This is a genomic window from Buttiauxella sp. 3AFRM03 (assembly GCF_003675305.1).
Lineage (GTDB): Bacteria > Pseudomonadota > Gammaproteobacteria > Enterobacterales > Enterobacteriaceae > Buttiauxella > Buttiauxella ferragutiae.
In genome coordinates this window covers 4,162,816-4,187,497 of record NZ_CP033076.1, presented here as the reverse complement: position 1 = coordinate 4,187,497, position 24,682 = coordinate 4,162,816, and the positions used below count along the sequence as shown (strand labels likewise).

The following is a 24,682-nucleotide window of genomic DNA, read 5'->3' as shown; positions in this document are numbered from 1 at the left end:
GCAGCGTCATCCGACAAAAATCAGACAAAACCAGGCAAGCAATAGCAACACTAATTAGAACGTAGTGACTTTTAAAAGGGACAAACTATGGGAAAATTACAGCCGTTTGCACTGTGGCTGGCATGCAGCCTATGTGTAGCCCAAACGCATGCCGAAGAGACGCCACAGTTCATCACCACTGAGGGGCTTGCTCAACAACACGAACTGCCAAACCTTGACGGGTCGTCATCCCTGCCGCTCAACGCGCCTGCGCCCGGAACGCTCACGCTCAACGACGCCGTCAACCGCGCGGTAAACTGGCACCCGAGCATTCACGAAGCCATCGGCAAACTTTACGGCCAGTCCGAACAGGTCAACGTCGCGAAATCCAAATACTATCCGCAAATCAGCGCGGGCATGAATAACGGCTACAGCAACGGCTACACCGACAGCGGTTTCAGCCCGTCGCTGGTGCTTTCCATCTCACAAATGCTCTACGACTTCGGCAAAGTCTCAAGCCAGGTACGCGCCGAAAGCGCAGGCGTGGCGCAAGAACAGGCCAACGTGCTGGTGAGCATTGATAACGTCGGCCACGATACCGCCGTTTCCCTGGTTCAGGCGCAGATGTGGCAACAAATGGTCGATATCGCCAAAGATCAGCTCGAAGCATTAAGCGCGATTGGCCGTTTGACCGAACAGCGCAACAACGAAGGTGCCACGTCGATGTCCGATGTGGTGCAAACCAACGCCCGTATTGAATCCGCCCGCTCGCAACTGATTCAATACCAGGCCAACCTCGACAGCGCACAGGCCACGTTAATGAGCTGGCTGGGCTGGAATAGCCTTAACGGTATTAGCAACGATTTCCCGGACAAACTAGCCAAAAGCTGCGACGTTGCCAAACCGGATGACCGCTTAGTGCCTGCCGTTCTCGCCTCCTGGGCGCAGGCCAGCGTCGCGCAGGCGAATCTGGATTACGCCAACGCGCAGATGACGCCAACCATTTCACTGGAACCGCAGGTTCAGCACTATCTCAACGACAAATACGCCAGCCACGAAGTGCTGGATCGCACGCAATACTCGGCGTTTATCAAAGTTGAAATGCCGATTTATCAGGGGGGTGGATTAACCGCCCGCCGCAACGCCGCAAGCCATGCTGTTGAAGCCGCGCAATCCGGCGTTCAGCGCACACGCCTGGATATTCGCCAGAAGTTAATGGAATCGCGCAGCCAGGCGCTTGGCCTGATGGGTGCCATTCAAGTCCTGCAACGCCAGGAAGAGTTAAGCGCGCAAACGCGCGAACTGTATCAACAGCAATATCTCGGTTTGGGTTCGCGCCCGCTGCTGGATGTGCTTAACGCCGAACAGGAAGTTTTCCAGGCACGCTTCGCTCAACAACAAACCCTGAGCCAACTTCATCAATTGCAGCTCAACTGCCTGTATAACAGCGGCCGGTTGCGCAACGCATTTGGCCTGGAGCATCGCACCATCCAGTCACTGGAGATCCAGCCATGAGCAAAATCCCCCCTGCTGTTGATGAACGGCTGACTGAACAGTCACTGAGCCACTGGGCGCAAGCCATTAGCCACGTTGCCGCCCATTACCGCGTGGTCTGTTCGCCAGGCACCATTCAGGCCAACGCCCCGTGGTTTAAAGACAAAGGCATGCTTGCGGCTCTCACACAGTTATCGCGCCAGGCGGGGCTTTCTTTTCACCTGCTGAACGTGCCGGAACTGGCGATTGCCCAATGGCGGCTGCCGATAGTGGTGGATTTAAAAAACGGCCAACTGGCGGTTATCGAGCATTTTGACGGCGCAGATACCGTGGATATTTGCCTTATCGATGACGAACACCAGACCAACCGCGTGGCACTCAGCGAACTGCTGCCGGACATCCGTTTTGTTGCTGCGCTGCGCCCGCTTTCGGCCCTGAAAGACAGCCGTGTTGATGCGTATATTTCGCGCTTTAGCCCGGACTGGTTAAAAGAGCTGGTGATGCAGGATCTCCGGCCATACGGCCCGGTGATGCTGGCGGCGTTCCTCGTTAACGTGTTATCGCTTGCCGGGATTATTTTCTCGATGCAGGTCTACGATCGGGTGATTCCGGCGCAATCCTACCCGACGCTGTATGTGCTGGCGTCCGGCGTATTACTGGCGGTGGTGTTTGGCTTCCTGCTGCGCGTGGCGCGTGGCCATATTATGGATGTACTCGGCAAACGCGCCGATATGCGGGTTTCCGACCGCGTGTTTAGCCATGCACTACGCCTGCGTAACAGTGCGGTTCCCCGCTCCACCGGCAGCTTTATTTCGCAGCTTCGCGAGCTGGAGCAAATCCGCGAGATGGTCACCTCATCAACCATCTCAACCCTCGTCGATTTACCGTTCTTCTTTATGTTTATCATCGTGCTGGCGATCATCGCGCCGCAACTGGCATGGATTGCACCCGTCGCCGCCATCCTGATGGTGCTGCCTGGTATTTTGCTGCAAAAAAAGCTGGCGATGCTGGCGAACCAGTCGGCGCACGAAGCCACTTTGCGCAATGCGGTGCTGGTTGAAAGCGTGCAAGGGCTGGAAGACATCAAACTGATGCAGGCAGAAAACCGCTTCCTGCAACAATGGAACAGCTACATCCGTATTACCGCGGAATCCGGCCTGCGGACTCGCCAGATTTCGCAAGGGTTGATCAGCTGGGGGATCACCATTCAAAGCCTGGTTTACGCGGCGGTAATCCTGTTTGGCGCGCCGCTGGTGATTGAAGGCGATATGACCACCGGCGCGATGGTGGCCGCGTCAATGCTGGCGTCACGCATGATTGCGCCGATGGCAAACCTGTGCGGCGTGCTGGCGCGCTGGCAACAAGTGAAAGCGGCGAAGCAAGGGCTGGACAGCATTATGCAGTTGCCGGTCGAAACCCAACGCGATGAAAGCCTGGTGCACCAGGACATTTTCCACGGCCACTATCTGTTTGAAAACACACAGTTCCGCTACCACAGCGACGACCAACGCATTCCGCTGCGCATCTCACATTTAGAGATCCAGCCTGGCGAAAGAATCGCGGTGCTGGGGCGCAACGGCGCGGGCAAATCCACGTTGCTTCAGGCCTTAGCGGGCGGCATCGATTTGATGAGTGGCGATGCGCGGCTCGACAACCTGAGCATGACGCAAATCGACATGGCTGATTTACGGCGCAACATTGGCTTCCTGAGCCAGAACGCGCGGCTGTTTTACGGCACATTGCGTGAAAACCTGACGCTGGGCGCACCGCACGCCAGCGATGAAGAAATCTTCGAAGTACTGGAAATCAGCGGCGCGGGCAATTTTGTCAAGCACCTGGCCAAAGGCCTCGACCACAGCATTATGGAAGGCGGCACCGGGCTGTCTGGCGGGCAACGTCAGTCCATCTTACTGGCGCGTATGCTGCTGCGCTCGCCGAACATCGTACTGCTCGACGAACCCACCGCCTCTCTTGATGACCACACCGAACGTGAATTTATTCAGCGCCTCGGGCTTTGGCTTGGCAACCGCACCTTGATTGTCGCTACCCATCGGGTGCCGATGCTGGAGCTGGTGGAGCGGGTGCTGGTTCTGAAGGAAGGACAACTGGTGATGGACGCACCGAAAGCCCAGGCGCTGAGTAACAGCCGCGCCGCAGCACAGGCAAACGGACGGGAGTGGAAAAATGAAAACCAGTCAGCATGATGCCGCAATGGACGACCCGGATATCCAGCGTGAAAGCGAGTTTTCCGGCGCGAGCCGCATTATCACTCTTAGCGTTTTACTGTTTATTTTGCTCGGCGTCTGGGCATGGTTTGGCACGCTTGATGAGGTTTCGACCGGCACCGGAAAAGTGGTTCCCAGCTCGCGCGAGCAAATCCTTCAGTCGCTCGACGGCGGTATCGTCACCCAGTTGCTGGTGCACGAAGGCGACAAAGTTGAAGCCGGGCAAATCGTTGCCCAACTCGACCCGACGCGTTCGCAATCGAACGTCGGCGAAAGTGCCGCACGTTACCGCGCATCACTGGCATCCAGCGTGCGGTTGAACGCAGAAGTGAACGACCTGCCGCTGGTCTTCCCCGACTCGCTAAAAGCCTGGCCGGAGCTAACCGCATCCGAAACCCGGCTATATAAAAGCCGCCGCGCACAACTTAACGACTCGGCTGCGGATATTAAAGACGCGCTGGTTTCGGTCAATCAAGAGCTGGGCATAACCCAACGGCTGGCAAAAAGCGGTGCCGCCAGTAACGTGGAAGTGCTGCGCTTGCAGCGGCAAAAAAGCGACCTGCAACTCAAAATCACCGACCTGCGTTCACAATATTACGTACAAGCCCGCGAGGAGCTTTCCAAAGCGAACGCCGAAGTGGATATGCTTTCAGCGGTTATCAAAGGCCGTGAAGATTCGGTATCGCGCATGACGGTGCGCTCGCCAATGCGCGGCATCGTCAAAAATATCCAGGTAACGACCATTGGTGGCGTGATCCCGCCAAACGGCGAAATGATGGAAATCGTGCCGCTCGATGACCACTTGCTGATTGAAGCGCGCCTCTCACCGCGTGACATCGCGTTTATCCACCCAGGCCAGCGTGCGCTGGTGAAAGTCACCGCCTACGATTACGCCATTTACGGCGGGCTGGAGGGCATCGTTGAAACCATCTCGCCGGACACCATTCAGGACAAAGTGAAACCAGAAATCGTCTATTACCGGGTGTTTATCCGCACCCAACAGGACTACCTGGTGAACAAAGCCGGACACCATTTTTCAATTTCGCCAGGTATGGTCGCCACTGTCGACATCAAAACCGGGCAAAAAACCATTGTCGACTACCTGATTAAACCGTTTAACCGCGCCCGCGAAGCGCTACGTGAACGTTAACAAACTCAAGGGGTAGTAAGTGATGCTACAACTCTGTTATACTTACAAAACACTTGTGGGGCTGATTCTGGATTCGACGGGATTCGCGAAACCCAAGGTGCATGCCGAGGGGCGGTTTGCCTCGTAAAAAGCCGCAAAAAAATAGTCGCAAACGACGAAAACTACGCACTAGCAGCTTAATACCCTGCTTAGAGCCTTCTCTCCCTAGCTTCCGCTCTTAAGACGGGGATCAAGAGAAGTCAAACCCAAAAGAGATCGTGTGTAAACCTTGCCTGGGGTTGAAGCACTAAAACTAATCAGGATAGTTTGGTAATGGCGTGTCTACCCGCAGTTGCCCGGCGAATGTAAAGATAGACTAAGCATGTAGTACCGACGGCGTAGTAATTTCGGACGGGGGTTCAACTCCCCCCAGCTCCACCAAAATTCTCCCTCAACGATTACCAGAGTCGTCCGAGGAAGTCCTAGAAGCCCGTATGGCACAAGCCCTGCGGGCTTTTTTGTATCTGTTATTTGTCCGTAACCATCCGAGAAGATCCGCCTGAATCCAGTGATAATTGGTATACGTTTAGGTATACGGTAAGATGTAGGCCTAAAAACGTATACCAATTCACGAAGGAGCGGCCATATGGCACGGACAACGCGCCCCCTCACTAACACTGAAGTTCTAAGAGCCAAAGCGGGCGAGAAAGAGCTGACGCTTCATGACGGCGAGGGTTTATTCCTCATCGTTAAGACGACCGGAAAAAAGCTCTGGCGCTTTCGGTATCAACGACCGACCACCAAAAAAAGAACGATGGTTGGTTTAGGTTCCTTCCCTGCCCTTTCGCTTGCGGATGCCCGAGCATTACGAGCTGACTACCTTTCATTGTTAGCCAAAGGTATCGACCCACAGGTTCAAGCCGAAGTCACAGAGGAACAGCAGCAAATTGCCCTCGACAGTATTTTCTCCACCGTGGCCGCTAACTGGTTCCAGCTCAAAAGCAAAAGCGTTACCCCGGATTACGCAAAAGATATTTGGCGTTCTCTGGATAAAGACGTGTTCCCAGCCATTGGGGAGATCCCTGTTCAGGAAATCAAAGCCCGCTCGATAGTTGAAGCACTTGAACCCATCAAAGCACGTGGAGCACTGGAGACAGTTCGCCGTCTGGTACAACGCATCAACGAAATTATGATTTACGCAGTCAACACCGGCCTGATTGATGCTAATCCTGCATCAGGTGTTGGAATGGCCTTTGAGAAGCCCAAAAAACAAAATATGCCAACGCTGCGACCGGAAGAACTGCCAAAGCTGATGCGCTCCCTTGTCATGTCTAACCTTTCAGTTTCGACTCGTTGCCTGATTGAATGGCAGCTCCTGACACTTGTGCGTCCTGCTGAGGCTTCAGGCACTCGATGGGAAGAGATCGATTTTGATGCGAAGTTATGGACAATTCCCGCAGAACGGATGAAAGCCAAGCGCGAGCACATTGTTCCGCTATCAACACAGGCTTTAGAGATTCTGGAAGTCATGAAACCTATCAGCGCTCATCGCGAGCATGTATTTCCAAGCAGAAATGATCCAAAGCAGCCAATGAATAGTCAAACGGCTAATGCTGCTTTAAAACGGATTGGTTACGGTGGTAGATTAGTTGCACATGGCTTACGTTCAATAGCTAGTACAGCATTGAATGAGGCTGGATTTAATCCCGATGTAATTGAAGCAGCTCTTGCACATAGTGATAAAAATGAAGTCAGAAGAGCTTACAATAGATCTACATATTTAGACCATAGACAAGAATTAATGCAGTGGTGGGGAGATTTAATACACTCATCATTTGCCAGAAAAATCGCCGAAAAGGAGCATTTTAATGAAGCTTAATGCAGACCGTGAAAAACTATCCAATAATATAGAAGCTGGCAGATTGTTTAACTTGCTCAATGAACTTGATCAAGAACATAAACTTCACTTACATGAATCAGAGCTTTATTATGACTTCCCATTATATAAAGATGATGAAGACAATCTGGTTATCTCCCCGTTGATGCTTGTATCACGTCTTTACGGAATTATAATATTCTATTTGTCCGATTGTCATGAAAGAGATGCTGCCACCATACTTCCTAAAAATGATCTCTCATTAGAAAATATATACAGCCAAATTTACTCAAGACTATTAAAGCAAAAAAACTTAAGAAAAAACCGAAAAGACTTAAAAATATCTGTGGAATCAGCTATTTTTGCACCATATGTAAATGCTGGTGAAGATTATGATACAGAAAGTGAAGTCATTGTTTCTAAAGCATCCCTTGAAAATTTCATTGAAAATCTTGAAGAACCTGTAGATGCGGACATCTATAGTGAAGCAGCCTCTACTATTGAAGGTGGAAAAGGTTTAATCAGGGTAAAACCACGTGATACAGAAGGTTTCTCAGAAGAATCTAAAGTTCAGATTATCAGCAAATTAGAATCATCTATTGCAAGGTTCGACAGTAATCAATTAGGAAGTTGTGTTAATGAAGTGGATGGGATTGAGCGAATAAGAGGTTTAGCAGGGTCTGGGAAAACTGTTGTACTAGCAATGAAAGTTGCAATCACGCATTTGCGCAACCCTAATAAAAAAATATTGTATACATTTAGCACAAAAGCCCTTTATCAACATGTAAAACGTCTGATTACGAGATTCTACAGACAATTTGATGATTTGGATCCTGATTTTGATAATTCAATTGATATTTTACATGCATGGGGCGGGGGAAATACACCTGGAGTTTATTACAATACTTGCATAAATAATTCAGCAAAGTATCTTAATTTTGGTGAAGCGCAACGAATTGCACCCAAAGAACCTTTTTCATACGCTTGCCGTCATTTATTAGAAAACTATGAAATAAAAGAACAGTATGATTATGTGTTTGTTGATGAGGCACAGGACTTCGACAGTCCTTTTTTACAACTATGTTTAAAACTTGCGCGACAAGACAAAATGGTATTTGGTTTAGATGTTTTCCAGAATATCTTCCAGACTAGCGCCCCTTCCATTGAGGATATATTAGGTGAAGGGAATACATTGAGCCTCGATAAATTCTTAAACAGCTGTTACAGAACTCCTTGTGCAACTTTAGTTTGTGCGCATGCAATTGGACTTGGTACATACAACACGCCAGTTCAAGCGATTAGGACTCCAGAGGACTGGAAGAATTTAGGCTACCAAGTCGAAGGTGAACATGGTGAGCGTTTCAATTCTGGAGAAGATGTTTCTGTTTATAGAACAGAAGAAACATCTCCAACACTTTATAATGCAGATAAAGACAAATTAATTATTACACAAGCGCTTGGTAATATTGATGAAGAATGTAGATGGATTGCCCATAAAATAAATCAAGATATAGTTTCGGAGGGGTTGAATGCTTCTGATATTTTGGTCATTTGCGCTGACGATAAACATTATAAAAACTATTACAACAACTTAACCAATTACCTTTCAGAATATAGTATTGATGTTAATAACGTTAACGCTGACAAATATAACATCAGCGACTTCTCTGTTGACAACAAAATAACGTATTCAACAATTCATAAAGCAAAGGGAAATGAGGGGTATAGCGTTTATATTATTGGTAGTGAATGTCTCTATCACAATCCCAATGTTAAAAATAGAAATCTTTTATTCACTGCGATGACCAGAACTAAGGGATGGTTATGCATGACAGGCATTGGGCATCCAGCTTTAGAATTATTCGATGAGATACAACAAGCGAAGGATAATGTACCATATCTGAAATTTACTTATCCGTCCGGGGAATTACTACATAAGATTGAGATCGACCTTCAGCGATTTGAAAACAATGAAGAATCTGAGGATTTCAAAAAACTAATGGAGACACATAGTATAGATGCACTAAAAGCGATGATTCGTGAGTATGAGGCAAAAAGGACAAAAAAATCATGATTCCTATCGCCACATTTAATAATTCCGCCAGAGAGTCTGTGAAACTCGTCAGGAACACAAACCTTTTGGGAAATTATAGCAATAATATCATTTACCCTGACCATATGCCCGGTGAGTTGCGTTCTTTGGGTTATGAAAAAGCCTGGGAGAAATGCACATATAATAAATGGTTTAATATTCAACTGGATGATGGTTCATTGTTTATTTTTAAGAGGGATAGTTATACATATCTTATGACACCAGTGAAAACATTAAGCTATGAAGAATATATGATGACTTTTTACCCTGAAGAAGAATGGCAGCATGCTGAGGAGTATAGGGTTATGATTAGTCAAGAATATGATAACTACGTTGATACACATACTAAAAACTGCCCCCCCATGCCAATCAGATATGACATCGATTGTGATCACTATTGTGAACATTCACATCCTTATTGCCACTTCCATTTTGGTTCAGAAAATGATGGGCGAATTGCAACAAAAAAAATACTTACCCCCATTTCATTTACTGCTTTTGTGTTGAGATCATTTTATCCTAAAGCATGGAAGATTTATGCTGAATCACATTTCATCCAAGAGCATATAGATTTTTTCAAACAGTCGTTAGATGCACCTTCAGACGAATTTTGGAAAGTCCAAGAGAGCAAGTTCCTTTATGTCGGGTAATTTTTGCGCCTTGTATAAAAATGTAATTGAAGATAACTAAAATTCAAGCCGCTTGTTTAGCGGCTTTTTCTGTATTTATAAATTCAAATTGTGCTCAATAACATAAGCACCACAATTTTTAATCGTACGTCTATTGAACGCAGATGCAGCTGAGTCAGATTAAATTATAAAAATTAATTATTTGCCACTGCGCGCAATGCTATCCCCGCCACGCCTGCCCGCTTCATGGGTGGTTTTTAATGCAGATGCATGAACACCCCGGAGCCGCGCCAGCTCTGGGGTGATGAGGTGTGAAAAATACGGGGTTTTACATGCAAAACCATGCACCGTAATGCATGGTTTAATTGAATTAAATGGCGGGATTTTCAGGTCAATTTTATGCGGATTGTTGCTGGTTCAGTTCTGCCAGCCGGTGCGCGTAAACATGGTTTTGTGCTGGTGTATATTTCTGCTGATTATCAGCCCGTGAAGCCTTATCAGGCCTGAATCCGATGGCTGTCAAAATATCGCTGTTTTCCGCTGTGTAATGAATTTCCGGGCCGGTCGCCAGATAATCCCGCAGGGCTTCCCCGATGTAATGCGTCGCTCGCCGTATGGCCATCTCACGGACTGACGCCTGAAGCTGATTAATCCCCATTAATTCTGGTGCCAGTGTGCTGACCAGCGCGACCCCGTTCTGCTTCATAAACGCATCGAGTGAATGGCAAATACTGGTGTGCTGTACCGCTTCATGCGAGCGAATATAACGCCCCGCCGCACAGGTGATTTCCCACTGTTTAACGTCGATATATTCACTCAGATAAGTAATCCGCTCCGCGTTCCGGGGATGTCCCGGTGCAAGCTGTTCATCCAGCGCAATCTCTGCCGCTTTCAGTTCATCTTTTTTATTCTGCCAGGCGGTTTTATTCGCCTGACACACGGCAAAGGCCTGCTGTAATGGTGTGTCGCTCATTGATTCATCCCCGGTAGGTCATTGTGTCGCTGACTGTCGCTGTTTCGGTGCTTTATCCATTTCCCCCTGGATAAATTCATCTGCCGGTTCATCTCCTGTCACCGGATGACAAATAATCGACTCAACGGACTCCATCGACCGGAACGTCGCTGAGCAAAGCACATTCTGGCACTGGTAATAGCGATGTTTGACACTGTCAGACAGATAACGGCTGGTACGTGAATGCGCTGAGGTTTTGCAGAACGGGCAGTGCATCATGATCAGCCCTCCTGTTTTTTGTCTGCTTTCTCTGCCAGCTCTTTGGCTATCATCGACCGTTTGATGGGGCTGTCGTAGAGATTCATATCGACGCCGGTGAGTGCCGGGCGGTACAGGCCAAGCTGAGAAAGCACAGGTTCATTTTCCATGCTGAAATGGTAGAGCTGGCTCTGGCTGAGAATGCGGTCGCCCAGCTCCTGTACCAGCGTTCTTTTCGGTGCCTCATTCCCCTGAATATCCAGCTCACGCAGGCGCAGACAGAATGCCCGGATCAGCGCAGGACTCAGGTCTTTTATTGCCGCATTCCATTCATTATTAGCGTAAGTGCTGAAAGCGGTACGGTGTGCCTCAACATAGGCCTTGCCTGATGCGCAGGCACTAAGCATGGTGCGGGTTTTATCTGTTTCCAGTTCGCCAATCAGCGCGGTGAACTCCTCCGCCAGCTCGCGATTAGCAATCCGCTGAGTGTGCTCGTTTTTCATTTCCGGTGTAATGGCACCTTTGAGGGCACGGAACCGGCTACGCCAGCTCTGCCCGGCTTCCTCACTTTCCTCCAGTGCGGTTTGCCGTTCCTTCTCGCTGCGGCTGATAGCGGTGCCAATCTCATTAAGCTCAAGCATGTTTGCGGTATGCCGGGATTTCGCCTCGCCGAAGGATTTCAGGTCGCGGGTCAGTGCGGCGGTGAGAATCTGGCTTTCCTGTCCGTTCAGCGTATTCAGCGCATTTTTGACGCCGTTCTGCGTTTTTCCATCCTGCGCGCTACTGGTAGCTTTTGTTGCCGTGTTGAATGAGTCAGTTTTCATCATTGAGTTCTCCGTTTTTTCAACCTGACGTCATTCTGCCTGTGATGGCACAACATCAGTGAGCCACACCGGATGTATCAGATATGGCACAAGAAGACCTGAAAACCGGCTTGCCAGAGGAAAGGTCGCAGGAACATACCCCCCTCTTTTATTATTTTTTTACTATTAACTATTCACTCTGTTCACCTTTAAAAAAAAGATAAGTAATACAGTATATTAGAGGGTGAACAATCGAAGCCTGACTGTTCACCGTCTGTTCACCACTGTTCACCCTTTGATAAACGTACCCTGCTAATTCATTCTCTTTTTGAATGTTTATTCCTTTTAATAATCCTGTAATCAATTGATAAAAGTAGTTTTACTTTCTCAAAACACAGTCAGCTCCCCAATATTGACTCATATTCAACAGTATTCAGCAGGCGGTGTTTTTTTCATCAAAATTGTGTGGTGGCATGACACAAAAGGCCTTGTTGCATTGAGGGAAAATATTCACAAAATAGAGAGCTACCCGAAGCCGGACGGACACGACCGGATCTCTATGGACTGTTATGAGGTAGCTTTATGCACACCGCTTTTTCCGCACCATCTTCCGCGCCAGCCGCGCATCTGCCACCTGTTTCTGCCCCGACTCAGGAACGTTTTTTACGTCTCCCGGAAGTCATTCACCAGTGCGGGCTGTCCCGCTCCACGCTCTACGATTTAATCGCCCGCAATGCGTTCCCGTCACAGGTCTCCCTCGGCGGAAAAAATGTCGCCTGGCTTCAGTCAGAAGTCACCGTCTGGATGTCAGAACGTATCGCAGAACGTAACCGGGGATGTGACGCATGAATCAGCCCCGTTTTCAAAAAGCCCCTTTCCCTGGCTTGCATCCCTTCCAGGTTTGCGGTTATAGTTTTCTCGCTGTCGCAAAATCGGCAGCCGGGCGTAGGAACCCGTGTAATTCACAGGCGACACGACACGCGCCATGCGTGTTTTTTTACGTCGTAGCTCAGGTATACCCATTTTTCGAACTGTGGTGTTTACACCCTGGTTCCAGTCAGATAATGGTGATCCGGGCGGGGCAGCTTTCGGGCTGGCCGGTATTCTGTGAAGCCGGTATTCCTACCCCCGTTCGGGTCACCACCCATGAGTGTAGGAACTCCGGTGGTGGCATTAACCGCTATTCACAGGAGGTTGCCCTTATGGCTTCGACCCTCACCCCGACTCACCCGCAGTTTGTCTTTGTTTTTGCCGCCGTTCGTCGTACCGAACGCACCAGCCGTGTTTCCATGCTCCGCACCGTCGCCGGTGATGAGCACACCGCCCGTCTTTCCCTTGTCCGTGATTACATTCTTTCCTTTGCCGCCCGTCTGCCTGTTGCGGAGGTGGCGCATGCATAACGCAACTCCATCTAAAAATGTCTCAGCACGTCGTGGTAACGAAAATCCTGTCATTGCTCATCTGAGCATCGAGGCGTACCACAAACTCAACCGCGCCAGTGCCGTATCGCAGTTTGTCGGCGGTGATTTACAGCGCCGGGAAATGAACGGCTTACACCAGCTCTATATTCCGCAGATATTCAGCTATCTGCACGAGGACATCAGTTTTGTGCTGGAGGAATTAAAAGCGAAAGGGCTGTGCCAGGAATTTCTGTCGCAGGGTGGTCTGTCAGAATTACACGGCGGGGAATAAATCATGTTTGATTTTCCTCAGCCGGGTGAAAAATACCGCACGGATATTTATGCCGCTGTGACGGTGGTGGGCATTCTGGCCGATGGCATTCCGTGGGATTTGCCTTACCGCTGCCCGGATATGGTCTGGAACCCGTTCCGCAAGCCTTACACCATCCTTATCCGTATTGAGTCTGACGGGCAGGTGATTGAAATACCGCTCGGGCGTTTTTTGCGGGAATTTACCTGTATTCGTCCTGACGTGTTTAAGCGAAACCCTGAGAACCGTTATACCGTGCTGAAAATAATAACGAATGACCCGGTATTACAAATCTGGCGTGAGCAAAATATTGATATTTATCCGGAAGAGAACAGACCGGTAATTAAAAACAAACCGGTGGTGTATTCGTGGCGTGATATTCCCCGCCTACAACCGGATAACAGTTACCGCCATTATCTGTAATTAAAAACACTTTAAACATTTTGTGTGCGCCCCTGCGCAGGGCTTCGCACACCCTCAGGAGACCGAATCATGAATATCAGCCAGCCGGTAACACCGTCCGGAATTAACGCCACCATTACGCTGGATGACCTGCGTTGCCTTGAACATTTATTACGTGTCGGCCAGTTTGCCGGTGATTTGCTGGAGCATCAGGAATGCACCGTGCTGAGCCAGCCCCCGGCGCAACAGACACAACTCGCTTCCCTGCTGTTTCTGATGACCACGCAGCTCGACGGTGTGGTCGAACGCTGCCACATGAGCTGGATGACTACGGAGAAAAACCAATGAAAAGAATGCCACTTTCACCCGTTCTGCGCGCGGCGCTCTACCGTCGCACCGTGGCCTGTGCCTGGCTGAATATCTGCCAGCAACAGAAGCGCTATCCGCAGCTCACGCTCGGCGCGGTGGAGGATGCCATTGCCGGTGAGCTTGAGGGGTTTTATCTGCGCCAGCACGGACTGGAGAAAGGCCGGGAAATTGCCTGTGCATTACTGGAGGACTTACTGGAAAGCGGCGCACTGAAAACCACACCGGCGCTGTCGTTTCTCGGGCTGGCCGTCATGGATGAACTTTGCACCCGCCACTTAACGCAACCGGCGCAGCCGTAAGGAAAAAACAATGAACATGAAAGTTACCGAAGCTGTGAACGCCGCTAAAGGCCAGTGGCCGCACATCCTCCCGGCGCTGGGCGTGAATGTGGTGCTTAACCGCCATCAACCCTGCCCGGTGTGCCAGGGTAAAGACCGTTTCCGCTTTGACGATAAAGACGGGCGCGGCACCTGGTTCTGTAATCAGTGCGGAGCCGGTGACGGCCTGAGCCTGGTTTCAAAAGTGCTGGCCGTGTCGGTTGCGGAAGCGGCAAGCCAGGTCAACAGCGTGACCGGCAACCTGCCGCCGGTGCCAGCGGATGAAGTTGCCACCGCCCCGGACAGTGAGAAAACCATGAAGGAAGCAGCAGCACTGGCTACCCGTTTATTTGAGACCAGCCGCACGGCTACCGGCAATGCCTATCTCACCCGCAAGGGCTTAGCGCCTCTGGCCTGTCAGGTGCTGACCACCACGCATAAAGTGGCGACCATCAATTACCGCGCCGGTGATGTGCTTGTGCCGCTGCATACCCCGGAGGGGGAACTGGTTAACCTGCAACTGATTAATGCTGACGGCACCAAACGCACGCTCAAAGGCGGCCAGGTGAAAGGCACCTGCCACACCATCGAGGGGAAAAACACCGCCTCAAAACGGCTCTGGTTAGTGGAGGGTTACGCCACCGGTCTGACGGTGAACCAGCTCACCGGCGATACCGTTCTGGTGGCGCTTTCGTCCGTGAACCTTCTTTCTCTGGCAAGCCTTGTCCGGGAACGCCACCCGGTGCAGCAGCTCATCATTGCCGCCGACCGTGACCTCAACGGCGACGGACAGACCAAAGCCACAGCCGCCGCCAGTGCCTGTCAGGGCATTGTCGCGCTGCCGCCGGTATTTGGTGACTGGAATGATGCCTTTATGCAGTACGGCGAAGAGGCCACCCGCAATGCGCTAAACGAGGCCGTAAAGGCACCGGAGGCGAGTCCGTTCGAGCAAATGAGCGAGGCTGAATTTACCGCCATGAGTACCAGTGAAAAGGCGATGCGTGTCAGCGAACATTACGGCCATGCGCTGGCGGTTGACCCGAACGGTGAGATTATTTCCCGCTATGAAGCGGGTGCCTGGAAAGTGCTGCCCTCCACGCAGTTTGCCCGCGATGTGGCGGCACTGTTCCAGCGTATCGGCGCGGGTTTCTCGTCGGGGAAAATCTCAGCAGTGGTCGATACCCTGAAACTGATACTGGCGCAGCACGAAGCCCCGGCACGGCGTTTAATCGGTTTCCGAAACGGCGTGCTCGATACAACAAGCGGCATTTTCAACCCGCACAGTAAAACGCACTGGCTGCGCACCCTGTGTGATGTGGATTTCACCCCGCCGGTGGCAGGGGAAACGCTGGAGCGCGATGCGCCGCATTTCTGGCAATGGCTCGACCGTGCCGCAGGCCGGAACGCACAGAAGCGCGACATTATTCTCGCCGCCCTGTTTATGGTGCTGGCGAACCGCTACGACTGGCAGCTTTTTCTTGAAGTGACCGGACCAGGGGGAAGCGGGAAAAGTATCATGGCCGAGATTGCCACCATGCTCGCCGGGAAGGACAACACCACCTCAGCCACCATCGAAACACTTGAATCGTCCCGTGAACGTGCGGCGGTCATTGGCTACTCGCTGATTATTCTCCCTGACCAGGAGAAATGGAGCGGTGACGGTGCAGGTATTAAAGCGATTACCGGCGGCGATGCGGTCTCGGTCGACCCGAAATACCGTGATGCGTATTCGACCCATATCCCGGCGGTGATTCTGGCGGTGAACAACAACCCGATGCGTTTTACCGACCGCAGCGGCGGTGTTTCCCGTCGTCGTGTCATTCTGCATTTCCCGGAGCAGATTGCCCCGGAAGAACGCGACCCGCAACTCAGGGATAAAATCTCGCAAGAACTGGCCGTGATTGTGCGCCAGCTTATGCAGCAGTTCAGCCAGCCTGCGACGGCGCGCAATTTGCTCCAGGCACAGCAGAACTCCGACGAGGCGATTAACATCAAGCGCGATGCTGATCCGGTGTTTGATTTCTGCGGCTACCTCGAAGCGCTGGCACAGCCAAACGGCATGTTTATGGGTAACGCCAATATCGTGCCGCGACAGCCCCGTAACTATCTTTACCATGCCTACCTGACCTATATGGAGGCGAACGGCTACAAGAATGTGCTGAGCCTGAAAATGTTCGGGCTGGGACTGCCGATGATGCTCAAAGAGTATGGGCTGGACTATGAGAAGCGGCACACGAAACAGGGAACACAGACCAACCTGATGCTGACAGAGGACAGCAATCCCGACTGGCTACCCAAGTGCGATGACACCCTCGCGATTTAACCCACATAACCGGCGCAAGCCGGTTTTTTTACGCCTGAACATGGCCGGGGTGAACAATCGACTGTTCACCCTTCACCGTTTGTTCACCACCTAACATAATGATTTTAAATCATAAAAATGCAGGGTGAACAGAGTGAACAGTTAAACCGAAAAAAAGTTTTTTTCCTGAAAATGCTTCAGGCGCATCAGAACCCGACAACCCCTCGTGCCAGGTCATTCCATTAGAGGTGAACAATGGACTGTTCACCCTTCACCGTATGATCACCATCTAACATTATGATTTTAAATGACAAAAATAGAGGGTGAACAGAGTGAACAGTTAAATGGAAAAAAAGATTTTTTCTGAAAATAGTACCGGCATACCAGACCACGGGGTTAGATATCATCCAGGAGGATATTGAGAACTAATTTCATACAACCAATCAAATGTGAAGACGCATATCAAAGCAAGTCTCGAACATAAAAATATATTAAATTCATGAGATTAATGTTCAATCAACTCCTGAAACCCCGTACCAACATATGTACAGCTTGAACCCCAATAATAACCGTATTAAATCAGCGCTTTAATTGGTAACTTGTTAAATCTGATTTTAACGGTATTACCAAGAGGATTAGTTTTGCTTTCTGATAATCAAAATCAAATTAAAACAATACTTAAAGATGCTAAAAATGTTGCTCTGAGGTATTACAAATTAACTAAGAAACCACTCGGTATCACAGGTGAAATTGCAGAGTATGAAGCAGCGACTCTTCTGGGGTTGTCTCTATGTGAGGCGCGACAATCTGGATATGATGCGATCGAGGTTCTAAACGGAAAGGAATATAAAATTCAAATCAAAGGTCGTTATATGCCTGATCCAAAAAAAGTTTCCGCAAGGCTGGGGGCGATTGATATATCTAAACCCTTTGATTCCGTTCTTTTGGTCTTACTTGATGAAAATTATGATGCTTTGGCGATGTACGAAGCGCCGCGAGAAAAAGTCATTACTGCCTTAGAAGCACCAGGTTCAAGGTCAAGAAACGAGAGAAATCAGTTAGGTATAGCAAAATTCAAATCTATAAGCACTCTTCGCTGGTGCAAGACTATTAAGCTAGAGATCATTTAATTGGTATACGTTTAGGTATACACATGAAAGTTGAATTAATAAAAAACCAATACAAACAACAAACTAAGAGAATTATTCAGATTCCCCCAGCCCACCAAAATCCTCCGTCAGTGGTTACCAGAGCCACTTGATGAAGTCGAAAGCCCGCTTAACGAAAGTTACGCGGGCTTTTTTGTGTCTGTTGATTCAGCCGAACAGCCCCCTCTCCTGTGCAGAAGGCGATCGCCGGACAGTCCCCTCTCCTGTGGGAGAGGGTTAGGGTGAGGGCGTCCCTCTTCTGCAACACCTGCAACTAAAGAAAAATGTCTGGAAAACAACTCGCATTCCGCCTATTAGCGGGTTGGTTAACACTGCCGATTTACGTTATAGTCAGCGCCGCTGCGGCAAAATCCGCAGCTGGGATTTGCACCCTGGATATCACAACGTCGATTTATAAATTCAGTTTATACGTCGAGGCATGCGCACACCTGTTGCCTGTTACAATTCAATGTAATAACGCAATTTTTCAATGGTGGCTCAGGCGGGGCAGCCTTCGGGCTGGCCGGCATCCGTTGTGACCGGTAGTGCAAACTCCGTCTGAGCTACCACCCAAGAGATTTGCACCTCCGGTGGTAGCAATCATCGCTTGCAACGGAGAATGCGAATATGACACTTTCACACAACCCCACTTTCCTGCCTTTTCAACAAGACTGGCATCAAGCCGACATCATCGCGGCACTACGTAAAAAAGGCACCTCACTGGCAGCCGAATCCCGCGCCGCAGGTTTAAGTTCTTCAACTCTCGCCAACGCGCTGAGCCGCCCGTGGGCAAAAGGGGAACTGCTAATAAGCAAAGCCATTGGCGTACCCGCCGAAACCATCTGGCCGAGCCGCTACTTTGATCCTCAAACGCACAAGCCTGTCGTTCGGCTAATGCGCACCCATCATCCGAAATAAACGATCAGCGTCATCAGCCAGAAACTCAGTGCGGGTGACGCTGTGATTAGCTTGAATAATTCCAGACGAAATCCTGAAAACCCGCATATTTTGTGCCGTGCGGGTTTTGTATCTCAACCACCACTCATCATACCGTTCCAGAAATCATTCATAATCTGCTCAACAGTCATATCGCCCACATCAGTTTGCCGCACTATAGCGTCGGTCAAACGTTCTCTATCAAGACGCATCAACTCGGCTAAAGAAGTGTGCTCGCTAATTGCAACGATATCGCCGCCCAACAGCATTGCGCCCATACGCACAGGATTCCAGTCTAGTTTTTCACCTTCGATGGGGGATTCATATATACGCTCATCTTCAATAGCGCCATATTCACGAATAATCTTGTAGAGATCGGTCGCATCCTTCGCATTGCCATGCCCGCGATCGCGCCAGGCAAAAAGTTTTAATAATGCTAATCCCGGTAAGGAACAAAACGGCAGATTTTCCCCATTGCCCAGTTGCACTGTTACGGTGTGATTAAATACCTCAGCAAATCCGTCCACGGACATGATTACCTCACGCTCCGGCGGCCAGGTAATTTGACTCCCTTCAGCAACTCCGCCAAAAGGAATAATATCCAGCTCGATCCCTTCGGAAATCATACGATGAGCATTATCACGGACAGCATGTGCACCTTCAGCAATAAAGGCATTTTTAAGCACATCAAACCTCGGCCAGCCATCTACAAACACAGCGATATCAATATCGCGAGTTCGACGACCAATACTCCTGCCGTGAACATGGTGGAGTAAAATTTCACGCGCCGTTGCACCTGCAATAAAAAACGGGATCTCCTGGGCGGTACAAATTCGGTTAATCAGGCTTAGCAATGTTTCAGTAACTGAAAAGATCGGATTCGTTAAGGTGAAGGTATTTGTCATTGATTATCCTTGCTGCTTCTCTGTTTCTGTCGTCGCCGCTCACCAACAATTCTGCCACGCACAGCATCGCTTCTGCTTTGCGACTCAGTGCAAAGTGCTTCCAAAAACGGGAAATCAGTTGCAGTTTTCCGCCAGAAACAGGTTTTAGCCCCAGTTCTTTCCGCCTTTGTAAAAGATGATGAGGGGTAAAGATCACGCCTGTTTCCGGAATCAGATATCCACCGCTCAGCTGGGCGGCAGCAATTTCGCCCCCCCAGTATTCCTCGGACGCCAACGCTATCTCACCCCATGAAACAGGTGCAGACAAAGAAAGAGAATCCAGTTTTGGGCGCAGAGCAGTGGCATAATCTTTAAGCCACAGAACCTGTAATTCTTCTTCATTCATCAAACGCCGCCCCTGCTGCGATTTTCGGTAATAGCGCTGTGCTTCAAGATAATCGAAAGCCTTGCTAACCATCCCCAGGGAAATCCCCGCTTTCTCCGCCAGGCTGCGGTACGTATCGTTCAGGGTTTCTGGGCTGGATAACAGCACAAAAAGAAGTTTCATTACTCCTTCCGCAAAACGACTACTGGCAACAACGGGTTTCTTTTCATAGCGCCCTTCTCTGAGCAGATATAATCCTGGAACCTGGATATGGGCGTTGCCCGCCGTATCGATGAAATTAATCTGGCTCTCGGCACAATATTCCGCCAACGTAGACGTCAGTCGGTTGCACACGAGTAATGCAGGGACATTTCCAGGAAAGCGAGCCATTTGTTCACGGGCAGCTATCAGCGATTCTTTACGATGGATCTGCTTTATTTCCAGGGCAAATGTCATCGTTTCACCACTCGGTCCCGTTAACTTGCCCCAACCGTCATGTACACCATTGTTGCTATGCTCATATTGCAACTCGAAGCCTTTTGGCAGGTTCTCTAAAACCCCGGACAAAAGCTGTTCTTCTTTCATTTGTTCACACCTTTCCACAGTTCATGATTCATGAACAGAATTAGTTTATGAACAAATCAAAAGGGAAGCAACGTAGATTCTCAAAAATGGCAAAAGCAACACCTCACCAAAACTATTCCTGCGGTATTGGCAAAGCTCTTCTCATTCAGGATGGTCTACTCTTATCGGGTCAATAAGGCGAAATCATAATGGAAAGGGATCAATGACTGATTCATCACTCCTGCCGCTGTCTTTCCCGATGCCGGAAATCCCAGGCGTTACCGTAACGCATGGTGGGTTAAATTACCTGCAACCAGAATTGCTGCTGGATTTTATTAGTGTCTGCGCACAACCGCTGGTTTCCGTCACGCCGATTGCCGTGCTCTACGCCAATATCGGCGTGCTGCAACGCATTGAGTTACGAAAAATCCCTGTCCCCATCAAAGGACGCGTTGTTTATCCTGTCAGTTCCCAGGCACTTCCCAGCCTGCGCGCAAGGCTCATCATTAATGGGCCGTTCAAGAAACTGAAATTCCAGGGCACTCTGATTGCGGCAACTGCGGAACCCTCAGTGCAAAATATGACGCTCATCGGTCTGGCGCTCGAGTTTTCCGCCCTGCAATCCTAATGTCGGTCACTCATCCCAAAACGGCAGCTTTCTGCGCGGCCTGAGCGCGGGTTTTGAAAGGGCTTTTGCTATCGCGGCACCGATTTGCGCACAAACGGTTAGCCCCTGAACGAAAGGCTGGTCGTGCATCAAATACGGCAATGCGCCAAACCCGATACGCCCACGGGCGCAGGCCGGTTCCAGCAAGGTGTAATCGTCGCCAACATCCGGAATATCATCACCATTAGCGGCAAGTTGCTGGCGTAAAGTGGGGAACGGCAGGTCTTTTGTCTTCAGCGCTTTTTGCCCGCGAGCATCAATAAACACATCGAACTCATATCTGTCGCCTTGTGCGGCAATCACGGTCTGGTGCTCTTTGACATCGAGTTGATAATCTTGCCCAAGTGTGAGAATGCTGATGATCCCCGCCTCACGTAAGGCCAGTAGCCGACGAATCGATTGTGAAGGAATGGCGGCATAATTATCGATAAACACGCGAGCAAGCCCGGCGTCGAACCGCTTGCTGTCCTGTTCGTTAAGATGGGGCACAATCTCCTGCACCGCTTCATGTAAACGCAGAATGGCGTAACGCCAGAGCACGGTTCGTTTGTCGCGTTTGTTGCGTTCGACTTCCTGCAGATTGGCTTCGGCCCAACTAAACGGGTTATTTTCTTTCCGGTCGGAAAACCAGGTGTTGGCGAAGCTGTCGGCATCCAGAGTATTGAGGGATATACGCTCGCTCCAGGTCGAGTCAGCCCGTTCGATTTCCTCCATCATCAGGCCGAAAACCCTGTCGAGCAGGCCGTCTGAACCGGCCGCAATTTCGTCGTTAATAGCCTGTTCGGTGGCAACCAATAAAGGTTCATACGGGATCGGGCAGTAGAAATCCGCTTCTGGCAGGATGCCAGAGCGCGACATCAGCACAATGTTAAGCGCGGTACTTTGTTCATCAAGAATGAACCGGCAGTGCTCGTCATCATCTTCAATAAATTCGCCATGCTGGATAACCACCGCCATTGCGGCGTCCAGGCCACTTAAAGATGTCCCCATAATGCCAACCTTGCCCGCCGGAATATGCGCCTCCATCAGCCCCGACCACGGGCTAGGAAAGTAGCTGTGTGTCGCGGCATCTTCGTCTGGCCAGACATGCCCCGTTGCGATAACGGCAAGATCAAACAAATGGGGCACCGCCTCCCCTTGCGCCCATAACCTGACGCCGTCTGCTGTGGCTTGCAGGTCAGTGACCTGGCAAGACTCATGCACTTCAACATCAAAACCTTGTTTTTTTGCCTGCGCCACCAACGCTAAAAACTGGTCACGAAAGTACTCGCCAAGAAGAATGCGCGGTAGAAATTGACGGACATGAAGCGAAGCATGTTCGACACCATAGTGCGCCAGATGCGCTTCACTTTGGCGGCGCAGCCAGTCGATATAGGTCGAAAAAATGGGCGGAATTTCGATGCTGGAAATATTCGCCAACATCATGCGCGAGTTTTCTTCATCGTTGTAAGGCATACCGACACCCGCTTCAGGGGCTTGCTCATAGACAGAAACGGCTACAGGTGTCTTATTCTTCAGCAGGGAGAAAAAAGTATAAATCCCCGTTGGCCCCGCGCCGATAATCGCCACTTTTCTCATTAATGCTCACACTTTTGCTCACCCAATCCATCGTTTAAGATTAGGTTCACGCAACGGTTTCTGGCAACTTATTGGCTATTATTCCCTACGCTTATCTGCCCTGTTACACCCACACACAAAAACGTGCGCTGAGCGATTTTCTACTGCTCCGTCTTTGGGTTACAATAAATTTTCACTGTACAAATAAACAGGTTAATTATTATGACTCTGGCTTTGAATGGTACAAAGATTGGCCGCAATCAGTTCACTGGCGCGAAAATTGAGAACAGCACTTTTTTTAACTGCGACTTTTCAGGCACTGACCTGACCGGTACCGAGTTTGTCGGCTGCCAGTTTTATGACCGTGAAAGCCAAAGCCAGCAAGGCGGTAATTTTAACCGGGCAATACTGAAAGACGCAGCCTTCAAAAGCTGTGATTTATCGATGGCAGATTTCAGAAATGCCAGCGCCCTGGGTATCGAAATCCGCGACTGTCGGGCGCAAGGCGCAGACTTTCGTGGCGCAAGCTTCATGAATATGATCACCACCCGCAGCTGGTTTTGCAGTGCTTACATAACCAAAACCAACTTGAGCTACGCCAACTTTAGCAAGGTGGTGCTCGAGAAGTGCGAGCTGTGGGAAAACCGCTGGAATGGTGCTCAAATTCTGGGGGCGACCTTTAGTGGCTCTGACCTTTCCGGCGGTGAATTCTCTTCCTTCGACTGGCGATCAGCCAACTTTACCCATTGTGACCTGACCAATTCAGAACTGGGTAATCTGGACGTTCGCGGCACCGATTTACAAGGGGTCAAACTGGATAATTATCAGGTGATCCAAATAATGGAGCGCCTGGGGATCACGATTATCGGTTAGCCTGGTGAGGGTGAAAGGGGCTGGATACACCATCCCCTCACATCCCCAATTACGTCGGTGAATCCGGCAGGCTAAAACCGCTGTTCGCTTGTAATCCCATATGGCAATACATCGCGCAGGCCGCACTTAATATCGACATCGCAATGGCTGCGCCACTGCCTTCGCCGAGGCGCAAATCCAGATACAGATAAGGCTTCAGGTTAAGGTGTTCTAATGCACGTTGTGCGCCCTTCTCTGCCGAGAAATGTGAAGGGATACAATAGCTTTTGACTTCCGGCGCTAGCTGGCACGCCGCAATCGCCGCCGCATACGAGAGAAAACCATCCAGCACCACCGGCAGGCCACACGCCCCCGCCCCGAGAATGACTCCCGCCATCCCAACCAGGTCATATCCACCCACTTTTGCCAGCACATCCAGCGCATCGTTGCCGTCGGGTTGGTTAACGTGGATAGCTTTTCTGACAATCGACTCTTTATGCTGCAACTGATCGAGTGGCAGATTGGCACCAATCCCCACCACATCGTGCGGATCACAATCGCTAAATACGCTGATCATCGCCGAAGCGGGCGTGGTGTTGGCAATCCCCAGTTCACCGACGCCAAAAATAGACACCCCTTCCTCCGCACGTTTTTTTACCAGCTGAGCGCTTGCCAGCAGCAGTTGTTCCGCGTCCTGGCGCGACATGGCTGGCCCCTGCGCAATATTGCCGCATCCGCGTGCCAGCTTAAGGCTCACCATATTGGCGATCGGTTCGCAATCAATGCCGATGTCCACCGGCAAAACAGAGGTTTGGCTGTTTTTTGCCAGTACGCACACGCCGGTCAGCCCTTTCTGCATATTCAACGCCTGAATATAAGTGACCTCTTTCGGGGTTACAGCGACTCCTTCATCAAACACACCATGATCGGCGCACATCACAATAATTTCTTTTTGCAGGTTATCCAGATGGCTTATCCCACGCATACCCGCCAGTTGGGTTGCCATCACTTCCAGCCGCCCGAGGCTTTTTGCTGGCTTGGCTAAACTTTCAATATAGTCAGCCGCTTGCGCCATTTTTTGTTGATCAAGCGGCCTGATGCTTGCCACTAATTCCGTTAATGTTTGCACCGTTATTATCCTCAATTGTTTAA

25 protein-coding genes and 1 other RNA gene are annotated in these 24,682 nt (G+C 50.1%); 19 read left to right on the top strand and 7 right to left on the bottom strand.

The genetic code is table 11. From position 1 onward, the window contains the following. Positions 1-87 precede the first annotated feature (87 nt). From D8682_RS21035 to D8682_RS21005, 7 genes are all read left to right on the top strand, one after another. The gene (locus D8682_RS21035) at positions 88-1,494 is read left to right on the top strand and encodes a TolC family outer membrane protein (RefSeq protein ID WP_121815071.1); all 1,407 of its coding nucleotides are present in this window, start codon (positions 88-90) and stop codon (positions 1,492-1,494) included. After that, positions 1,491-3,677 carry a type I secretion system permease/ATPase gene (locus D8682_RS21030; RefSeq protein WP_121815070.1) on the top strand — a complete coding sequence of 729 codons (2,187 nt, stop codon included), beginning with the start codon at positions 1,491-1,493 and terminating at the stop codon, positions 3,675-3,677. Before D8682_RS21035 ends, D8682_RS21030 begins: the two co-directional genes overlap by 4 nt. A gap of 7 nt (positions 3,678-3,684) precedes the next feature. Beyond that, complete coding sequence (locus D8682_RS21025; RefSeq protein ID WP_121815751.1) at positions 3,685-4,848, top strand: HlyD family type I secretion periplasmic adaptor subunit; 1,164 nt, start codon at positions 3,685-3,687, stop codon at positions 4,846-4,848. 57 nt (positions 4,849-4,905) lie between these two features. Continuing rightward, positions 4,906-5,268: a transfer-messenger RNA gene (gene ssrA / locus D8682_RS21020) on the top strand. Between the two features lie 205 nt (positions 5,269-5,473). Beyond that, positions 5,474-6,706, top strand: coding sequence for an integrase domain-containing protein (locus D8682_RS21015; RefSeq protein WP_121815069.1), 1,233 nt, complete (start codon positions 5,474-5,476; stop codon positions 6,704-6,706). Continuing rightward, positions 6,696-8,777, top strand: a complete 2,082-nt coding sequence (locus D8682_RS21010) for a DEAD/DEAH box helicase (RefSeq protein ID WP_121815068.1) — start codon at positions 6,696-6,698, stop codon at positions 8,775-8,777. The genes D8682_RS21015 and D8682_RS21010 overlap by 11 nt, the downstream gene beginning before the upstream one ends. After that, positions 8,774-9,445 carry a DUF2290 domain-containing protein gene (locus D8682_RS21005; RefSeq protein ID WP_121815067.1) on the top strand — a complete coding sequence of 224 codons (672 nt, stop codon included), beginning with the start codon at positions 8,774-8,776 and terminating at the stop codon, positions 9,443-9,445. Before D8682_RS21010 ends, D8682_RS21005 begins: the two co-directional genes overlap by 4 nt. A gap of 376 nt (positions 9,446-9,821) precedes the next feature. On the opposite strand, the gene D8682_RS21000 is transcribed toward D8682_RS21005, so the two are convergent. The 3 genes from D8682_RS21000 to D8682_RS20990 are packed head-to-tail and all read right to left on the bottom strand — an operon-like array spanning position 9,822 to position 11,461. Beyond that, positions 9,822-10,397 carry a phage polarity suppression protein gene (locus tag D8682_RS21000; protein ID WP_121815066.1) on the bottom strand — a complete coding sequence of 192 codons (576 nt, stop codon included), beginning with the start codon at positions 10,395-10,397 and terminating at the stop codon, positions 9,822-9,824. A gap of 18 nt (positions 10,398-10,415) precedes the next feature. Then, positions 10,416-10,655: an ogr/Delta-like zinc finger family protein gene (locus tag D8682_RS20995; protein WP_121815065.1), complete on the bottom strand. Its 240-nt coding sequence runs from the start codon at positions 10,653-10,655 to the stop codon at positions 10,416-10,418. Positions 10,656-10,657: 2 nt separating this feature from the next. Then, positions 10,658-11,461: a capsid protein gene (locus tag D8682_RS20990; protein WP_202914351.1), complete on the bottom strand. Its 804-nt coding sequence runs from the start codon at positions 11,459-11,461 to the stop codon at positions 10,658-10,660. 558 nt (positions 11,462-12,019) lie between these two features. Between D8682_RS20990 and D8682_RS20985 the strand changes: the two genes are divergently transcribed. From D8682_RS20985 to D8682_RS20940, 10 genes are all read left to right on the top strand, one after another. After that, entirely contained in the window at positions 12,020-12,286 is a 267-nt protein-coding gene (locus D8682_RS20985; protein WP_121815064.1) for an AlpA family transcriptional regulator, read from the top strand. Continuing rightward, positions 12,283-12,837, top strand: a complete 555-nt coding sequence (locus tag D8682_RS20980) for a host cell division inhibitor Icd-like protein (RefSeq protein WP_121815063.1) — start codon at positions 12,283-12,285, stop codon at positions 12,835-12,837. The genes D8682_RS20985 and D8682_RS20980 overlap by 4 nt, the downstream gene beginning before the upstream one ends. Next, positions 12,830-13,129, top strand: a complete 300-nt coding sequence (locus D8682_RS20975) for a Derepression protein (RefSeq protein ID WP_238392785.1) — start codon at positions 12,830-12,832, stop codon at positions 13,127-13,129. Before D8682_RS20980 ends, D8682_RS20975 begins: the two co-directional genes overlap by 8 nt. Positions 13,130-13,132: 3 nt before the next feature. Continuing rightward, entirely contained in the window at positions 13,133-13,570 is a 438-nt protein-coding gene (locus D8682_RS20970) for a hypothetical protein (protein ID WP_121815062.1), read from the top strand. 69 nt (positions 13,571-13,639) lie between these two features. Next, positions 13,640-13,897, top strand: coding sequence for a hypothetical protein (locus tag D8682_RS20965; protein ID WP_121814411.1), 258 nt, complete (start codon positions 13,640-13,642; stop codon positions 13,895-13,897). After that, positions 13,894-14,217: a DUF5375 family protein gene (locus D8682_RS20960; RefSeq protein ID WP_121815061.1), complete on the top strand. Its 324-nt coding sequence runs from the start codon at positions 13,894-13,896 to the stop codon at positions 14,215-14,217. Before D8682_RS20965 ends, D8682_RS20960 begins: the two co-directional genes overlap by 4 nt. A gap of 10 nt (positions 14,218-14,227) precedes the next feature. After that, complete coding sequence (locus tag D8682_RS20955; protein ID WP_121815060.1) at positions 14,228-16,558, top strand: primase-helicase zinc-binding domain-containing protein; 2,331 nt, start codon at positions 14,228-14,230, stop codon at positions 16,556-16,558. A 620-nt stretch (positions 16,559-17,178) separates the two neighbouring features. Next, entirely contained in the window at positions 17,179-17,667 is a 489-nt protein-coding gene (locus D8682_RS20950; RefSeq protein WP_121815059.1) for a hypothetical protein, read from the top strand. A 508-nt stretch (positions 17,668-18,175) separates the two neighbouring features. Next, entirely contained in the window at positions 18,176-18,247 is a 72-nt protein-coding gene (locus tag D8682_RS27490) for an ash family protein (RefSeq protein WP_121815748.1), read from the top strand. Positions 18,248-18,312: 65 nt separating this feature from the next. Continuing rightward, positions 18,313-18,603: a helix-turn-helix transcriptional regulator gene (locus tag D8682_RS20940; protein WP_121815058.1), complete on the top strand. Its 291-nt coding sequence runs from the start codon at positions 18,313-18,315 to the stop codon at positions 18,601-18,603. Positions 18,604-18,716: 113 nt separating this feature from the next. Here D8682_RS20940 and D8682_RS20935 read toward each other — a convergent pair whose 3' ends face one another. Both D8682_RS20935 and D8682_RS20930 read right to left on the bottom strand, forming a co-directional pair. After that, positions 18,717-19,526 (bottom strand): nucleotidyl transferase AbiEii/AbiGii toxin family protein, encoded by an 810-nt coding sequence (locus D8682_RS20935; RefSeq protein WP_121815057.1) that lies wholly within the window; start codon positions 19,524-19,526, stop codon positions 18,717-18,719. Continuing rightward, entirely contained in the window at positions 19,480-20,475 is a 996-nt protein-coding gene (locus D8682_RS20930; protein WP_064544101.1) for a type IV toxin-antitoxin system AbiEi family antitoxin, read from the bottom strand. Before D8682_RS20930 ends, D8682_RS20935 begins: the two co-directional genes overlap by 47 nt. Before the next feature lie 202 nt (positions 20,476-20,677). Between D8682_RS20930 and D8682_RS20925 the strand changes: the two genes are divergently transcribed. Beyond that, the gene (locus tag D8682_RS20925) at positions 20,678-21,082 is read left to right on the top strand and encodes a dTDP-glucose pyrophosphorylase (protein WP_121815056.1); all 405 of its coding nucleotides are present in this window, start codon (positions 20,678-20,680) and stop codon (positions 21,080-21,082) included. Between the two features lie 6 nt (positions 21,083-21,088). Here D8682_RS20925 and D8682_RS20920 read toward each other — a convergent pair whose 3' ends face one another. Continuing rightward, positions 21,089-22,699: an FAD-NAD(P)-binding protein gene (locus D8682_RS20920; protein ID WP_121815055.1), complete on the bottom strand. Its 1,611-nt coding sequence runs from the start codon at positions 22,697-22,699 to the stop codon at positions 21,089-21,091. 201 nt (positions 22,700-22,900) lie between these two features. Between D8682_RS20920 and D8682_RS20915 the strand changes: the two genes are divergently transcribed. Beyond that, complete coding sequence (locus D8682_RS20915; protein WP_162303035.1) at positions 22,901-23,551, top strand: Qnr family pentapeptide repeat protein; 651 nt, start codon at positions 22,901-22,903, stop codon at positions 23,549-23,551. Between the two features lie 49 nt (positions 23,552-23,600). Here the strand turns inward: D8682_RS20915 and cobT are convergent, their stop codons facing one another. Continuing rightward, positions 23,601-24,659, bottom strand: coding sequence for a nicotinate-nucleotide--dimethylbenzimidazole phosphoribosyltransferase (gene cobT, locus D8682_RS20910; RefSeq protein ID WP_121815053.1), 1,059 nt, complete (start codon positions 24,657-24,659; stop codon positions 23,601-23,603). Positions 24,660-24,682 lie beyond the last annotated feature (23 nt).

Coding starts and splice junctions, on each gene's coding strand:
- D8682_RS21035 (WP_121815071.1), top strand. CDS start 88: ATGGGAAAATTACAGCCGTTTGCACTGTGGCTGGCATGCAGCCTATGT.
- D8682_RS21030 (WP_121815070.1), top strand. CDS start 1,491: ATGAGCAAAATCCCCCCTGCTGTTGATGAACGGCTGACTGAACAGTCA.
- D8682_RS21025 (WP_121815751.1), top strand. CDS start 3,685: ATGGACGACCCGGATATCCAGCGTGAAAGCGAGTTTTCCGGCGCGAGC.
- D8682_RS21015 (WP_121815069.1), top strand. CDS start 5,474: ATGGCACGGACAACGCGCCCCCTCACTAACACTGAAGTTCTAAGAGCC.
- D8682_RS21010 (WP_121815068.1), top strand. CDS start 6,696: ATGAAGCTTAATGCAGACCGTGAAAAACTATCCAATAATATAGAAGCT.
- D8682_RS21005 (WP_121815067.1), top strand. CDS start 8,774: ATGATTCCTATCGCCACATTTAATAATTCCGCCAGAGAGTCTGTGAAA.
- D8682_RS21000 (WP_121815066.1), bottom strand. CDS start 10,397: ATGAGCGACACACCATTACAGCAGGCCTTTGCCGTGTGTCAGGCGAAT.
- D8682_RS20995 (WP_121815065.1), bottom strand. CDS start 10,655: ATGATGCACTGCCCGTTCTGCAAAACCTCAGCGCATTCACGTACCAGC.
- D8682_RS20990 (WP_202914351.1), bottom strand. CDS start 11,461: ATGATGAAAACTGACTCATTCAACACGGCAACAAAAGCTACCAGTAGC.
- D8682_RS20985 (WP_121815064.1), top strand. CDS start 12,020: ATGCACACCGCTTTTTCCGCACCATCTTCCGCGCCAGCCGCGCATCTG.
- D8682_RS20980 (WP_121815063.1), top strand. CDS start 12,283: ATGAATCAGCCCCGTTTTCAAAAAGCCCCTTTCCCTGGCTTGCATCCC.
- D8682_RS20975 (WP_238392785.1), top strand. CDS start 12,830: ATGCATAACGCAACTCCATCTAAAAATGTCTCAGCACGTCGTGGTAAC.
- D8682_RS20970 (WP_121815062.1), top strand. CDS start 13,133: ATGTTTGATTTTCCTCAGCCGGGTGAAAAATACCGCACGGATATTTAT.
- D8682_RS20965 (WP_121814411.1), top strand. CDS start 13,640: ATGAATATCAGCCAGCCGGTAACACCGTCCGGAATTAACGCCACCATT.
- D8682_RS20960 (WP_121815061.1), top strand. CDS start 13,894: ATGAAAAGAATGCCACTTTCACCCGTTCTGCGCGCGGCGCTCTACCGT.
- D8682_RS20955 (WP_121815060.1), top strand. CDS start 14,228: ATGAACATGAAAGTTACCGAAGCTGTGAACGCCGCTAAAGGCCAGTGG.
- D8682_RS20940 (WP_121815058.1), top strand. CDS start 18,313: ATGACACTTTCACACAACCCCACTTTCCTGCCTTTTCAACAAGACTGG.
- D8682_RS20935 (WP_121815057.1), bottom strand. CDS start 19,526: ATGACAAATACCTTCACCTTAACGAATCCGATCTTTTCAGTTACTGAA.
- D8682_RS20930 (WP_064544101.1), bottom strand. CDS start 20,475: ATGAAAGAAGAACAGCTTTTGTCCGGGGTTTTAGAGAACCTGCCAAAA.
- D8682_RS20925 (WP_121815056.1), top strand. CDS start 20,678: ATGACTGATTCATCACTCCTGCCGCTGTCTTTCCCGATGCCGGAAATC.
- D8682_RS20920 (WP_121815055.1), bottom strand. CDS start 22,699: ATGAGAAAAGTGGCGATTATCGGCGCGGGGCCAACGGGGATTTATACT.
- D8682_RS20915 (WP_162303035.1), top strand. CDS start 22,901: ATGACTCTGGCTTTGAATGGTACAAAGATTGGCCGCAATCAGTTCACT.